The organism is Rothia terrae (genome assembly GCF_014705925.2).
Classification (GTDB): Bacteria; Actinomycetota; Actinomycetes; order Actinomycetales; family Micrococcaceae; genus Rothia; species Rothia terrae.
Window position 1 is genome coordinate 20,421 of sequence record NZ_CP061539.1, and the last position, 13,992, is coordinate 34,412.

The 13,992-nt window shown below is 53.9% G+C and carries 11 protein-coding genes, 2 tRNA genes and 1 rRNA gene; 12 read left to right on the plus strand and 2 right to left on the minus strand.

All coding sequences use genetic code 11. The features are described 5' to 3' along the window. Positions 1-3: 3 nt before the first annotated feature. Entirely contained in the window at positions 4-417 is a 414-nt protein-coding gene (gene rnpA, locus IDM49_RS00105) for a ribonuclease P protein component (RefSeq protein ID WP_168615096.1), read from the minus strand. A 91-nt stretch (positions 418-508) separates the two neighbouring features. Beyond that, a complete protein-coding gene (gene rpmH, locus IDM49_RS00110) occupies positions 509-646 on the minus strand; it encodes a 50S ribosomal protein L34 (protein ID WP_190724588.1) in 138 nt (45 codons plus the stop codon). A gap of 473 nt (positions 647-1,119) precedes the next feature. Between rpmH and dnaA the strand changes: the two genes are divergently transcribed. From dnaA to IDM49_RS00165, 12 genes are all read left to right on the plus strand, one after another. Then, entirely contained in the window at positions 1,120-2,775 is a 1,656-nt protein-coding gene (gene dnaA / locus IDM49_RS00115) for a chromosomal replication initiator protein DnaA (protein WP_228008109.1), read from the plus strand. Between the two features lie 501 nt (positions 2,776-3,276). Then, entirely contained in the window at positions 3,277-4,404 is a 1,128-nt protein-coding gene (gene dnaN / locus IDM49_RS00120) for a DNA polymerase III subunit beta (protein ID WP_168615094.1), read from the plus strand. 197 nt (positions 4,405-4,601) lie between these two features. Next, positions 4,602-5,825 (plus strand): DNA replication/repair protein RecF, encoded by a 1,224-nt coding sequence (recF, locus tag IDM49_RS00125; protein ID WP_190724589.1) that lies wholly within the window; start codon positions 4,602-4,604, stop codon positions 5,823-5,825. 2 nt (positions 5,826-5,827) lie between these two features. Then, positions 5,828-6,451: a DUF721 domain-containing protein gene (locus tag IDM49_RS00130; protein WP_228008110.1), complete on the plus strand. Its 624-nt coding sequence runs from the start codon at positions 5,828-5,830 to the stop codon at positions 6,449-6,451. Positions 6,452-6,866: 415 nt separating this feature from the next. Next, entirely contained in the window at positions 6,867-8,897 is a 2,031-nt protein-coding gene (gyrB, locus tag IDM49_RS00135) for a DNA topoisomerase (ATP-hydrolyzing) subunit B (RefSeq protein ID WP_190724590.1), read from the plus strand. Between the two features lie 83 nt (positions 8,898-8,980). After that, positions 8,981-11,629, plus strand: a complete 2,649-nt coding sequence (gene gyrA, locus IDM49_RS00140; RefSeq protein WP_168615091.1) for a DNA gyrase subunit A — start codon at positions 8,981-8,983, stop codon at positions 11,627-11,629. Further along, a complete protein-coding gene (locus tag IDM49_RS00145) occupies positions 11,629-12,108 on the plus strand; it encodes a DUF3566 domain-containing protein (protein ID WP_228008111.1) in 480 nt (159 codons plus the stop codon). Before gyrA ends, IDM49_RS00145 begins: the two co-directional genes overlap by 1 nt. 233 nt (positions 12,109-12,341) lie before the next feature. After that, a tRNA-Ile gene (locus tag IDM49_RS00150) sits at positions 12,342-12,415 on the plus strand. 25 nt (positions 12,416-12,440) lie between these two features. Then, positions 12,441-12,560, plus strand: a complete 120-nt coding sequence (locus tag IDM49_RS12135) for a DLW-39 family protein (protein ID WP_228008112.1) — start codon at positions 12,441-12,443, stop codon at positions 12,558-12,560. Between the two features lie 22 nt (positions 12,561-12,582). Then, positions 12,583-12,655 (plus strand) — tRNA-Ala (locus IDM49_RS00155). Positions 12,656-12,658: 3 nt separating this feature from the next. Then, positions 12,659-12,775, plus strand: a 5S ribosomal RNA gene (rrf, locus tag IDM49_RS00160). Positions 12,776-13,036: 261 nt separating this feature from the next. Beyond that, a complete protein-coding gene (locus IDM49_RS00165; RefSeq protein ID WP_190724591.1) occupies positions 13,037-13,753 on the plus strand; it encodes an AAA family ATPase in 717 nt (238 codons plus the stop codon). Positions 13,754-13,992 lie beyond the last annotated feature (239 nt).

A 13,992-nucleotide genomic window follows, 5' to 3' on the forward strand; every position in this document is an offset into this window, starting at 1 on the left:
AGGTTAGAGCTCCTCTCGCGGCTGCGGTGCGGATGTTCCGGCGTCGGGGCGTTGTGCTGCCGGTTCACGGGTGGTGGCGCGTTCTAGTTTTGCCAGGACGCTGGTGAGCGCCGAGGTGTAGTCGCTCTCAAGTTGCGCAAAGCTGGCTGTAGCTGCTGCGGGTAGAGCGCGTACTACAAAATAATAACCGTGTTGGTGGGTGCTCAGCGAGTTCGCGGCAATATGGCGCAGTTTGCGCTGGACTTTGTTGCGCATTACCGAGTTACCGACGGCTTTTGAAACGATAAAACCTACCAGGGTGGTGGCGTCGTAAGGGAGGGCGTAAAACACAAGGGTTTTGCGTCCGGCGCGAGCTCCCCCGCGCGTTGTTGCGGAGAACTGGGCACCATTTCGCATACGGTGAGCCGCTGAAAGCATGGTTTCTCCTGGAGTGTAGATAACAGTAAAGCCCTCGACACTTATTGTGAGGAGGGCTTCACTACTGACGAATGCCGAATCAGGCTATCGCTTATACTGAGACCTTTGCACGGCCCTTTGAGCGACGGTTAGCCAAGATTGCGCGACCCGCACGGGTGCGCATACGAAGGCGGAAACCGTGCTTCTTAGCGCGGCGACGGTTGTTCGGCTGGAAAGTACGCTTTGACATTATTGTGTCTTTCGTTTGTTCACGCGCAGGTTGAAAGCTTTTTCGGTGAAGAAGCTTCTAATCTCGCGCAATTCTCTTGCTATGTACGGTTTCGTCCGGATCTACGGCCGCTTGCACCCGTTCGAAAATGGGTGCAGTCCAGTACACATACGACTGGACAACTCTAGAAGATTTTTGGTAGTGGGGTCAAGTAATGACGCCTTGAATTTTAATCACAGATTGTGCGTATTCACCTGTGCACAGGTGTGGATATTTGTAATTTCACGTATGCTGAGAAGAAGTTATCCACAGAGTTGTTTTCAACATGTGTAAATTACAATTTCTGTGATACTTTCGGGGTCTACGCCCTATTTTCCACCGGCAACCAGCAGTTAAATCACAAGTTTTCCACCCTGTGTATAACTCCTGTGGATATTCGGTGGATGAGGAATTTTCTTCTCTCATAAATTTCTTGATTTTCTAAGGAGCACCACGTGGTTGATCAGCTGAGCGATGACTTAAAGCAGCGGTGGGCGCACGCGATTAGCCTGTTGCGCTCAAATCCCGCGCTCGGTCAGCGTTGGAAGGCCTTTGTCGGTCTTGCTCAGCCTCAGGCGCACATGGGCAACGTTCTACTTGTTGCTGTGCCCAACGAACTCACCCGCGAAGTTTTTCAGACCCACATCAAGGACGCCTTTAAAGCAGCTTTAGAAGAGGCTTTTGGTGCGGGCATCTCTGAAGCTTTTGTCATCGACACCGGTTTATCGGCAGAAACCGCAGCTCCTGTAGCTCCTGTCGAACCTGCTCCTGCGGAGGGGGAAGCCGCATCCGCGCCCACCGTTGAAACCCCGGCAGAGCCCGAACGCATCGAGCGTTCCATGCCTTCGGTGAAAGACCTTGAGGCTGAACTCAGCCAGTCCACGCCCAACTTCGCAGCGCAAACTCCATTGGCTGATTCCTCTGCACTGGATGTGCCCACTCCCCCGGAGGCCGAAAAGCCACTTGCAGATAGGGCTGTTGCTGATCACGCCTCAGCAGATGAACTTATAGCCGAATCGGAAATTATTGCTAACAGCCCCGTTGCAGGGGAAGCTACTAGCTGGGAATCATCGGCTCGACTGAACCCCAAGTATACCTTCGATACTTTTGTGATTGGCCAGTCCAATCGTTTCGCACACGCAGCGGCTTTCGCTGTCTCAGAAACACCCGCCATGGCATATAACCCGCTGTTCATATATGGCGATTCCGGCCTGGGTAAAACCCACCTGTTGCACGCTATTGGGCACTACGCCAAGCATCTCTACCCCAACCTGCGCGTGCGCTACGTGAACTCCGAAGAGTTCACCAACGACTTCATCAACTCAATTCGCGATGATGAAGGCTCATCGTTCAAGCAGATTTACCGCAACGTCGATATGTTGCTCATTGACGATATTCAGTTCTTGGCAGGTAAAGAACACACCCAAGAAGAGTTCTTCCATACCTTCAATGCCCTGCACAACCACCAGAAGCAGGTGGTTATCACTTCAGATATGCCTCCTAAGCAATTGACGGGGTTTGCTGAGCGCATGCGCTCGCGCTTTGAGTGGGGTCTGATTACCGATGTGCAGCCGCCCGAACTTGAAACTCGCATCGCTATTTTGCGCAAGAAGGCACAGAACGAGAACCTGGATGTACCCGATGATGTCATGGAGTACATCGCATCTAATATCTCCACCAACATTCGTGAGCTTGAGGGCGCGTTGATTCGCGTGACGGCATTTGCGTCCTTGAACAAGCAGGGCGTTGATCGTGCGCTGGCGGAGCTGGTGCTTAAAGATTTGATTACGGACGATGGCGCCTCTGAAATCACGGCATCACAGGTGCTCACTGCTACGGCTACCTACTTTGACGTGACATTGGATGAGCTGCAGTCGAAGTCGCGTACTCGCACGCTGGTGACAGCACGCCAGATCGCCATGTATTTGCTGCGTGAACTCACTGATATGTCGCTGCCTCGCATCGGGCAAGAATTGGGCGGACGCGACCACACCACGGTGATGCACGCTGACCGCAAGATTCGCACGCTAATGGCGGAACGCAGGGCTATTTTCAACCAGGTCACTGATTTGACCAACAAGATTAAGCAGGAACAGCGCACCGCTAAGTAGCAAAATACCCCTGTGGATAACTTGTGCGGTGGGACTGTATTAATGTGGACGTTAAGTGAATAGTTATACAAATGGTGTGGACTTCCCTATTTGTATAAATATTCATTCACAATGCACGCACAGCATCAAGCGAATTACTCCACATTCTATCAACACCCTAACTCCTTGTAATTACAGGGCATAAGCGGTTTTTCCACAGATTCCACAGGGGTTATTAACACTACGATTCTTTAAAGAAGAAAAGCCAAATAACAAATTCCTGAGCGTTTTTTGCTCGCGTGCGCCCATCAAACAGCTACCAAACTTGTAATTACAGATTCTTCCAAGTTCTCCCAGCTTCCTTCCTGAACTTTCGTAACTACAAAAAAATCTCAGCTCTTCCTCACAGGCAAATCCCCTCCCCGCGTCCTACTGCATCGGGTAAGCTAGAGTGCTGAGCCAGATTCTTAACGCTCAGTTTTCTCAAATGCCTAGATTTTTCAGTTTTAAGGGGTAATCGGCGTGAAATTTATTGTTGAACGTGATGTGTTAGCAGAAGCTGTTAGCTGGACTGCTCGTTCACTGTCACCTCGTCCCCCCGTACCTGTTCTGTCAGGTCTGCTTATCAAAGCTGAAAACGGCTCCGTCTCTATCGCAAGCTTCGACTACGAAACCAGCGCAAAACTCAACATCGAAGCCGACGTAGAAACCGAAGGAACCACCCTTGTCTCGGGTCGTCTCCTAGCTGACATCTCAAAATCTCTTCCTGCTGGTAAGTCAGTAGAGTTCGAGGTCGTAGATTCAAAGGTTCACCTCACCTGCGGATCATCAAAGTTTAACCTCGCTGCAATGCCTGTCACCGACTACCCCGAACTCCCTGCTCTGCCGGCAGTCTCAGGTAGCGTTGACGGTCACGAGTTCGCTAAAGCCGTCTCGCAGGTCACCGTGGCAGCATCCAAAGATGACACCCTGCCTATTCTGACCGGCGTCCGTATGGAAATCGAAGGCGACAAAATCACCTTGCTCGCTACCGACCGCTACCGTCTCGCAATGCGCGAAATGACCTGGGCACCGGCATCCTCAGATATCTCAACCGCAGTTTTGGTTAAAGCAAAGACCATGAGCGAAGTCGCTAAGACCCTGGGCAGCGCAGGCGACATGAACATCGCCCTATCAGATGCTCACGAACTCATCGGCTTTGAATCAGGTTCACGACGCACTACCAGCCTGCTCGTTGACGGCGAGTACCCCAAGATTCGTGCGCTGTTCCCCGAGAACACCCCGATTCACGCAGTTGTACGCACCTCAGAACTCATCGAAGCAGTTCGTCGCGTCTCTCTCGTAGCAGAGCGCAACACCCCCGTCCGCTTGGCATTTACTCAGAGCCAGCTCACCTTGGACGCGGGCACCGGCGAGGACGCGCAGGCAACCGAGCAGATTCATGCTCAACTTTCAGGTGAAGACATCACCGTAGCCTTCAACCCCGCCTACCTGTTGGAAGGTCTCAACGCCTTCGGTTCAGAATACGTGCGTTTCTCCTTCACCACTCCCCCGAAGCCCGCTGTGCTCTCAGCGCAGAGCGAGCCACTGGGCGAGGACTCCAAGGACTACCGCTACCTGCTGATGCCGGTGCGTCTGCCTAACCAGTAAGTAAAGGCTCTTGTCCCACGCTGCACTGGTTTTCGACGGTAGCAGGCACGTCCTGTCGCCAGCTGGCATCGGGGCTGGCGTGAATCGCTGGCGAGCGCCCAGCGCGAGACCGCGAGAGGGACTGCTGGTGACGACGTGTCTGCTAGCGGTATGAGCCTTCAATCTTTTACATTTCTCTAGCCAAGGGGTACGAGCGTATGTACATCGACCATATTTCGTTGATGAACTTTCGCACGTACCCTTTGCTTAATTTGCCGCTGACGCCGGGTGTGACGGTGTTCTTGGGCTCTAACGGTGTGGGTAAAACCAACATCTTGGAGGCTATCGACTATTCGGCAAATCTGAGTTCGCATCGTGTCAGTAATGATGCTCCCCTGGTGCATGTGGGTACGGATCGGGCTTACGTGCGCACTCGCGTCGTGCGTGGCGGGCAACAGACCATTATGGAGCTTGAAATTGCGCCGGGAAAGTCTAACCGCGTGCGCATTAACAGGGCTGCGCCGGTGCGAGCGCGAGAGGCACTGGGCATCAATCACACGGTGCTGTTTTCGCCCGAGGATTTGCAACTGATTAAGGGCGATCCGTCGAATCGTCGTAAGTTTATTGATGATTTAGCGGTGGCATTGCGCCCATCAGTCAGTGCGTATGTGAGCGATTACGAGCGTATTATGCGGCAGCGTAATTCTTTGCTCAAGTCGATGCGCGGGCGTCGTACTGATGATACCGACCTGAATACATTACGTATTTGGAATGAACAGCTTTCGCTGGCGGCAGCGCACGTGTTGCAGGCTCGTTTGCGGGTGTTAGCGTTGATGCTCCCCCAACTGCAACGGGCATATGATCAGCTGACCGATGGTGCTAAACAGCTGACGTTTACCTACGATTCAACGGTGTTCCCCTCAATTTCTGCGCAGGTGCTGGGTAAGGCAGCGCTGATGAGCGTGGACGATATTCGTTCTGCGATGATGCGCGCTTTTGACGAGAAACAGGGCGATGAATTGGATCGCGCGGTCACGCTGGTAGGGCCGCACCGAGATGATTTGGTGCTTGAACTGGGCGGTATTCCGGCTAAGGGGTTTGCCTCGCACGGTGAGACTTGGTCTTATGCGCTCGCGTTGCGTTTGGCGTCCTGGTATGTGCACCTTGAGGATGATAGCTCTGAGGGGGCCTCGCCCATTTTGCTTCTCGACGATGTGTTTGCTGAGCTCGATACCGCGCGGCGAGCGCGCCTCGGTGAGATCGTTGCGAGCGCCGAGCAGGTGCTGGTGACGTGCGCTGTACACACTGATATTCCGGATGCTTTGCGGCAGGGAATGCACCTGGTGAAGGTTAGCCCTGCAACCGCTGAGGCAGTGGACGCATCCGAACTCGCCCTGCCTGCTACTGAAGCCCGTCTCACCTACCGTCAGCCGGGTGCCTAACCGTGTACGAGGACGTCTTCGACCAGCCGGCGGCAGACCCGCATCGTTTTGAAGATGAGGTGAACGCACCTGCTGCTTTGCTGAACAGGATGCGTGCGGGGGCTGCATCTCGCGGTGAAGGACGCTTGCAGGGCAACGCCGCGAAGAAGCTAACGCGTGATTTCGGTGAAGTCATGAGCGCGGAGCCGGGGTCTAAGCGTAAAAAACGCCGGTACCATTCGGTTGATCCGCGGACCTTGGGCGGTTATACAGGGCCGGGAAAGAGCGCTCGCGATCCTAAGCCGCTGAGCGATCTCATGGAGAAAATGATTCAGAGTCGTGGGTGGAAAGAGCCTGTGGCGGTTTCTAGCGTGCTGGCGCGCTGGAATGAGCTGGTGGGTGCGCACGTGGCGTCTTATGCGCGTCCGGTGAGCTACACCGACAGCACAGTCATTATTCAATGTGAGACTACCCCGCAGGCGGTGAACCTGCGCATGATGACCAATGAAATCCTCAAAATGTTTGAGCGTGAGCTGGGCGCCGGCGTCGTGCAGAAAATTCAAGTGAACGGGCCCAATACGCCGTCGTGGAAGCGCGGACGACGCGTCGCCCCGGGGATGCGCGGGCCTCGCGATACATACGGGTAGGGTACTCCCTCACTTTCCGTGGATTCGCGCTGTAAAAATCCATTTTTTAGAACGCAAATCCACAGAAAGTGCCCCGCGCCGGGAGAAAACTGAAAATTTCACGAAAAATCGCTTCTGATGCGTTGGGGTAAGAAGAAATAGAGACCTACAGCTTGAGGGGTCAAGACGCTAAAAACAGCTTTTAAACGCTTTTGAGCATCAATAAGAACTCTTAAACCCCCATATTTAGGCGTTTTTCCGGTAGAATTAGAGATAATAACGCGCACTATGCGCGTGCCCAGCTAGCCCCCGACAGCATCTTTTTCTCTCAGCTCCTTGAAACGCGACGCGTGAGAGCCTGTGCTCCCGGTAGCTTGCTCAGCGCACCCGCATCTTTCCCCGCGCGTCACCTGTAAAACCAAGGAGCCTAAAAGCAGTGGCAACTGAAGAAACTCCCCGCGAATACGGCGCGAGCGACATTACCGTCCTCGAAGGCCTCGAAGCTGTTCGTAAGCGTCCGGGTATGTACATCGGCTCAACTACTGAGCGCGGTCTGCACCACCTGGTTTACGAGGTCGTTGATAACTCTGTTGACGAGGCGCTCGCCGGTTACGCGGATCGCATTGATGTTGTAATCCAGAAGGACGGCGCGGTACGCGTCAAAGATAACGGCCGCGGTATTCCCGTTGACGAGCACCCCACGGAGCATAAGCCCACCGTTGAGGTCGTTATGACGATTCTGCACGCCGGTGGTAAGTTCGGCGGCGGCGGTTACGCTGTCTCCGGTGGTCTGCACGGTGTCGGTATTTCTGTGGTGAACGCGCTGTCTACTCGCGTTGAGACCGAGGTGCGCCGTCAGGGTCACGCTTGGAACATTTCCTTCAAGGACGGCGGTCATACTGACCAGGAGCTGACCCGCGGTGAGGCTACCGATGAAACCGGTACCACTCAGGTTTTCTACCCGGATCCTTCAATTTTTGAGACTGTAGAGTTCGATTTTGAGACGCTGCGTGCGCGCTTCCAGCAGATGGCGTTCTTGAATAAGGGTTTGACCATTGCGTTGACCGACGAGCGTGAGCAGTTTGAGGCTGATGAGGTCGCCGGTGATGACGAGACCAAGAAGGAACTGTCGCTGAACCAGGTGGGGCCGTCCTCCGAGGGCTTCAAGACCGTTACTTACCTCTACGAAAACGGTCTGCTGGACTACGTGAAATTCTTGAACGAATCTAAGAACCTCACCGTGGTCAACGAAGACGTTATTGACTTTGAAGGTGAAGACACCGAGCGTGTGATGAACCTTGAGGTTGCTATGCAGTGGACCTCCTCGTACAAAGAGTCTGTTCACACCTATGCGAATACCATCAACACTCACGAGGGTGGTACTCACGAAGAAGGCTTCCGCACCGCACTGACTACCCTGGTCAATCGTTATGCGCGCGAGCACAAGCTATTGCGCGATAAGGACGATAACCTCACCGGCGAGGACGTTCGTGAGGGCCTGACCGCGGTGGTTTCAGTAAAGATTTCTGAGCCGCAGTTCGAGGGTCAGACCAAGACTAAGCTGGGTAACTCAGAAGCCAAGGCATTCGTCCAGCGCGCCATGATGGATCACCTGGGCGACTGGTTTGAACGCAATCCCGGCACCGCGAAAGAAATTATTCGCCGCGCTATTACCGCAGCGCAGGCTCGTGTAGCTGCTCGTAAGGCTCGTGAGACCACGCGTCGTAAGGGGCTTATGGAAACCGGCTTCATGCCCGGTAAGCTCAAAGACTGCTCATCCAAAGAACCCGCGATTTCAGAAATCTTCATGGTGGAGGGTGACTCTGCAGGTGGTTCAGCTGTTCAGGGCCGCGACCCCGTAACCCAGGCGATTTTGCCCCTGCGCGGTAAGATTCTCAACGTTGAACGCGCTCGCCTAGACCGCGCGCTGTCCAACTCCGAGATCCAGTCCATGATTACCGCTTTCGGTACTGGTATTGGCGATGACTTCGATATTGAGAAGGCACGCTACCACAAGGTGATTTTGATGGCGGACGCGGACGTCGACGGTCAGCACATCACCACCTTGTTGCTCACCCTGCTCTTCCGCTTTATGCGTCCGCTCATTGAAGCCGGCTACGTTTACTTGGCTCAGCCGCCGCTGTACCGCCTCAAGTGGTCAAACGCTCCTCACGACTACGTCTTCACCGACGCTCAGCGTGATGAGGCGCTCGCCGCTGGTCAGGCTAAGGGCTGGCGTCTGCCGAAGGATAACGGTATTCAGCGCTACAAGGGTCTAGGCGAGATGGATTACTCGGAGCTGTGGGAAACCACCATGGACCCCGAAAAGCGCACTCTCTTGCAGGTGACGATGACCGACGCTGCGGCGGCCGACCAGATTTTCTCCGTTCTGATGGGTGAAGACGTTGAGGCTCGTCGTGAGTTTATTCAGCAGAACGCAAAGGACATTCGATTCCTTGATATCTAAGGGTTTTTCGTGTGAAAAACCGGCTATATAGCTGATAAAGAATATTAGAGATCGAAGAATTAGAAACGTAAGGAATTGAAATCATGAGCGATGAAACTCAGAACAGCTCACCGGAACCGGTAGAGGGCGTCGTCGTTAACGAAGAAGGTGCAGTGGTCGCTGGACGCGTCGAGCAGGTTGACCTGCAGGGCGAGATGCAGCGTTCCTACCTTGACTATGCGATGGCGGTTATCGTTGGACGCGCGTTGCCGGACGTCCGTGACGGTCTTAAGCCTGTGCATCGCCGCGTCATTTACGCGATGTATGACGGCGGCTACCGTCCCGAGCGCTCTTTCAACAAGTGTGCTCGCGTGGTTGGCGATGTTATGGGTCAGTATCACCCGCACGGTGACTCCGCTATTTATGACACCCTGGTGCGCCTGATTCAGAACTGGATTATGCGTTACCCGCTGGCTCTTGGCCAGGGTAACTTCGGTTCGCCGGGTAACGATGGTGCTGCGGCTCCTCGTTACACTGAGACCAAGATGGCTCCCATTGCGCTTGAGATGGTGCGCGATATCAACGAAGACACCGTTGACTTCCAGGACAACTACGACGGTAAGTCACAGGAGCCCACCGTCCTGCCTGCCCGCATCCCTAACCTGCTGGTTAACGGCTCGTCGGGTATTGCTGTGGGTATGGCGACCAACATTCCGCCGCATAACCTACGTGAAGTGGCTGATGGTGTTGAGTGGTTCTTGCAGAACCCCGATGCTACCGATGAAGAGTTGCTTGAGGCTCTGATTCAGCGTATTAAAGGCCCCGACTTCCCCACCGGTGCAACCATCTTGGGTCATAAGGGTATTGAGGATGCTTACCGCACCGGTCGTGGTTCTATCACCATGCGCGCGGTGGTCAATGTTGAAGAAATCAAGGGCCGCACCTGCCTCGTAGTGACTGAGCTCCCCTACCAGGCGAACCCGGATAACTTGGCAATTAAGATCGCTGAGCTGGTCAAGGACGGCAAGATTACCGGTATTGCGGATCTTCGCGATGAGACCTCTGGCCGTACCGGTCAGCGCCTGGTGATTGTGCTCAAGCGCGATGCTGTGGCGAAGGTTGTTCTGAATAACCTTTACAAGCACACCTCTTTGCAGGAGAACTTCTCAGCGAATATGCTCGCGATCGTGGACGGTGTGCCTCGTACTCTGTCGCTGGATGCTTTCATTCGCCACTGGGTCAACCACCAGATGGAAGTTATCGTTCGCCGCACCAAGTACCGCCTCAAGCAGGCTGAAGAAGAAGCGCATATTTTGCGCGGCCTGCTGAAGGCGCTGGATGCGCTCGATGAGGTTATTGCCCTGATCCGCCGCTCGTCCACTCCCGATGAAGCTCGCACCGGTTTGATGCAGCTTCTGGATATTGATGAGGCTCAGGCTCAGGCAATTCTGAATATGCAGCTGCGTCGTTTGGCAGCTCTGGAGCGTCAGAAGATTCAGGATCGTCATGCTGAGCTGATGCGCATGATCGATGAGTACAACGCGATTATCGCGTCTGAGGAGCGCCAGCGTCAGATTATTTCTGAGGAACTGGGCGATATTGTCAACCGCTACGGTGATGATCGTCGCACCAAGATTCTCATGGGTTACGACGGTGATATGTCGATGGAGGACCTCATCCCTGAGGAAGAGGTTGTCGTGACGATTACGCGCGGCGGCTACGTCAAGCGCACTCGCTCCGATCAGTACCGTTCGCAGCATCGCGGTGGTAAGGGCATTAAGGGTGCGTCGTTGCGTGGCGACGATGTGGTTCAGCAGTTCTTTGTGACGACCACTCACAGCTGGATTCTGTTCTTCACTAACCTTGGTCGCGTGTATCGCGCCAAGGGGTATGAGCTCATGGAAGCTGGTCGCGATGCGAAGGGTCAGCATATCGCTAACCTGATGGCCTTCCAGCCCGGTGAAGTTATTGCTCAGGTAATGGAGTTGAAGTCCTATGAGGACGCGCCTTACCTGGTGCTGGCTACCAAGAACGGTCTGATTAAGAAGACTCGCCTGTCTGACTACGACACCAACCGTACTGCCGGTGTTATCGCTATTAACCTGCGTGAAAATGATGAGTTGGTGGCGGCTATGCTGGCCTCCGCTGAAGATGATCTGATGCTGATTTCTCGCAAGGGCCAGTCGTTGCGCTTCACCGCAACTGACGAGGCATTGCGTCCGATGGGTCGCGCTACCTCCGGTGTGACTGGCATGAAGTTCCGCGATGACGATGAACTGCTGAATGCAAGCGTCGTCACCGATGAATCATTTGTGTTTGTTGTGACTGAAGGCGGTTACGCTAAGCGAACCCAGGTTAGCCAGTACCGAGTCCAAGGACGCGGCGGCTTGGGTATCAAGGTCGCGAAACTTGCTGAGGATCGCGGTGACCTTGTGGGCGGTCTCATTGTGGGTGAAGACGACGAAATCCTGGTTGTCATGCAAAGCGGCAAGGTGGTTCGAACCTCTGTTGCTGAAGTTCCGGCTAAGGGACGCGACACCATGGGCGTTATCTTCGCAAAGCCCGGTAAGGGCGACCAAATTGTGGGTGTAGCTCGCAACCACGACCGTCAGCTTGAGAAAGAAATTGAAGACGGTGCTGAAGAAAACACTTCAGAAGAAAGTTCTGAAGAAAAAAATGAAGTACCGTTAGAGAATCAATCCGATGAAAATACCGCAGTTGCGGCTGATTCTTCACAGCACGGAGGTAACTAGTGAGCACTAATGCTTCAGCGCCTAAGAGCGCTCCTGCAACCCGTAAGGGTGCGGTCCGTCCGCAGGCGAAGGGCAATGCAAGCCGCAAGCCCCTCGTGCGCCCGGCGCCGCGTTCTAAGGTGCGTCGCGCTCGCCTGGTTGTTGCCAAGGTAGATACGTGGTCAGTCGCTAAGCTGATTTTCTTGCTCTCAGTTGCTTTGGGCATTGTTACCGTTGTTTCATCGGTCATTCTGTGGCTGGTTATGCAGGCAACCGGTGCGTTCGATGGCATTAACGAGCTGATTACCATGCTGGGTACTACCGGTAATTCGGTTGAGGTTCAACAGGTTCTGACCCTGGGGCAAGTTGCACTGTTCTCCACCATCCTTTCGGTGATTAACGTCGTGCTCTTTACCTTGCTCGGTGTGATTGCTGCGATGCTGTACAACGTGGCTGCAAAGCTTGTGGGTGGCATTGGTGTAACCCTCACCGACGACTAACCTGCGGTTTTTCTCGCGTCAAAACCCGCGTCCTTACCAGTGTGTAAGGACGCGGGTTTTTGCTCTCTAGAACGGGGGCGGTGGCGATGGAATGCCGGTAAAAAGTAGCTGTGGAGCTGCTTGTGGGCGGTGTAAAAAGCCTTTTCGGAAAGGTGTGAGGTATAACACCGCTTTTCGATTTGGCAGACGCCGCAAACCTGTGTAAAGTTGTATTTCGTTCTGAGGAACAAGGAGGGCGTATAGCTCAGGCGGTTAGAGCGCTTCGCTGATAACGAAGAGGTCCCAGGTTCAAGTCCTGGTACGCCCACTCCTTTGATCATCAAGGAGATGCAATGAAGAAATTTGCAGTTCTGCTTCTGGCGGGTGCGGCAAGTTTTGTTGCGGCTCGTCAGGTCAAAGAAAACCAAGAAGCTAAAGCTAATTGGTCAGAATCAACTGATTCTGTAAAATAAAATAGCGGAAACACTCCGATACGGGGGCGTGGCGCAATTGGTAGCGCACCTGCTTTGCAAGCAGGGGGTTAGGGGTTCGAGTCCCCTCGCCTCCACGTTTCGGTGATTATATCAAGAGGGAAACGCCCGGTCCCATCCCGAACCCGGAAGCTAAGCCTCTTTGAGCCGATGGTACTGCACTCGGAAGGGTGTGGGAGAGTAGGTCATCGCCGAGCTAATTTTAGTGAAGAAGCCCAGTTCATTGCGAACTGGGCTTCTTTTTGTTTAACCCGTGTGGGGTGGGGCTTGTGGCTGTGCACTGTGGGGTGTGACCTGATATCTCTCAGTGGTGACCAGAGGTGTTTCGTCGTGACCACGTAAACGTCATCTTGCCCGGTTTTTGGGTGGTATTTTGACGGTTTCGTGGTCACTTCATCGACGGGGCGCCTGCCCGAAGAAGCAGAAACTGGCTAGGCGCAGGTTGTTAGGATTGATGTATGGCTATTTCGACGCTTGCAATTCGTTCCGTTCGCGCAGCCTCCGAGGTGGATATTAATCTGGAGCAGTGGCCGTTTACTGTGCCGAGTGTCCGCGCGATACTGCGCGGGATAGATTTCTCCCCGCTTACTGTCATTGTTGGTGAGAATGGTGCTGGTAAGTCTGTGCTGGTTGAAGCTCTAGCTGTCACTTATGGATTCCCTGCCGAGGGCGGTACGTCCTGGGATCAGCGTGAGGGAATTGAAGGTCAGAATATTCTTGCGGAGTGCTTAGAGCTGTCTAAGGGGGCCTCGGGTGGACGCGGTGGACTTTTCTTTCGTGCTGAAGCGGCATACTCGCTGGTGGATTTTCGGGTGAGTGCCGGTTCAGACCTTGCGAAGAGGTATCTGAAGCAGTCTCACGGTGAATCTGCGCTGGACATGTTGCTTGCCGCTTCTGCTCGTGGGGGCTTGTGGATTTTGGATGAGCCTGAGTCAGGGCTGAGTTTTGAAGGGCAGCTCAAGCTCATCTCTTTAATACATGAACATATTGACGCTGGGCATCAGGTCATACTCTGCACTCACTCCCCTCTGCTGATGTGCATAGACGACGCCCGCGTCCTGGAAATCGGCCCGTGGGGCGTACACGATGCGGTGGTTGATGAGCTTGAAGTGGTGGATCACTGGAAGCGTTTTCTTGATTCACCTGAACGGTATCTGAGGTACCTGCGTTCCTGACGTAGACCTTGTTGTGAAAACCGTAGGCTGACTAGGGGACGGGGTGCTGTGTATCATGCCGGTTTTAAGATGAACAGTAGGTTAACGGTTATTAACGTTGAGGTGCACCCCTGTGGGGTTTTGTTCGCTCTTTTAAAAACCCAAAATAAACCAACTTTTAAAAGTATTTTCTTTGTAAGGCTTTATTCGCTTACTTGCAGACTTTTTGTGTCAACAAGACCCAATTTTTTTCAAATGAA

What these genes read in the sequence shown, in the direction of transcription:
- rnpA (WP_168615096.1), bottom strand. Translation starts at nt 417, where the DNA reads ATGCTTTCAGCGGCTCACCGTATGCGAAATGGTGCCCAGTTCTCCGCA.
- rpmH (WP_190724588.1), bottom strand. Translation starts at nt 646, where the DNA reads ATGTCAAAGCGTACTTTCCAGCCGAACAACCGTCGCCGCGCTAAGAAG.
- recF (WP_190724589.1), top strand. Translation starts at nt 4,602, where the DNA reads ATGTACATCGACCATATTTCGTTGATGAACTTTCGCACGTACCCTTTG.
- gyrA (WP_168615091.1), top strand. Translation starts at nt 8,981, where the DNA reads ATGAGCGATGAAACTCAGAACAGCTCACCGGAACCGGTAGAGGGCGTC.
- IDM49_RS12135 (WP_228008112.1), top strand. Translation starts at nt 12,441, where the DNA reads ATGAAGAAATTTGCAGTTCTGCTTCTGGCGGGTGCGGCAAGTTTTGTT.
- IDM49_RS00165 (WP_190724591.1), top strand. Translation starts at nt 13,037, where the DNA reads ATGGCTATTTCGACGCTTGCAATTCGTTCCGTTCGCGCAGCCTCCGAG.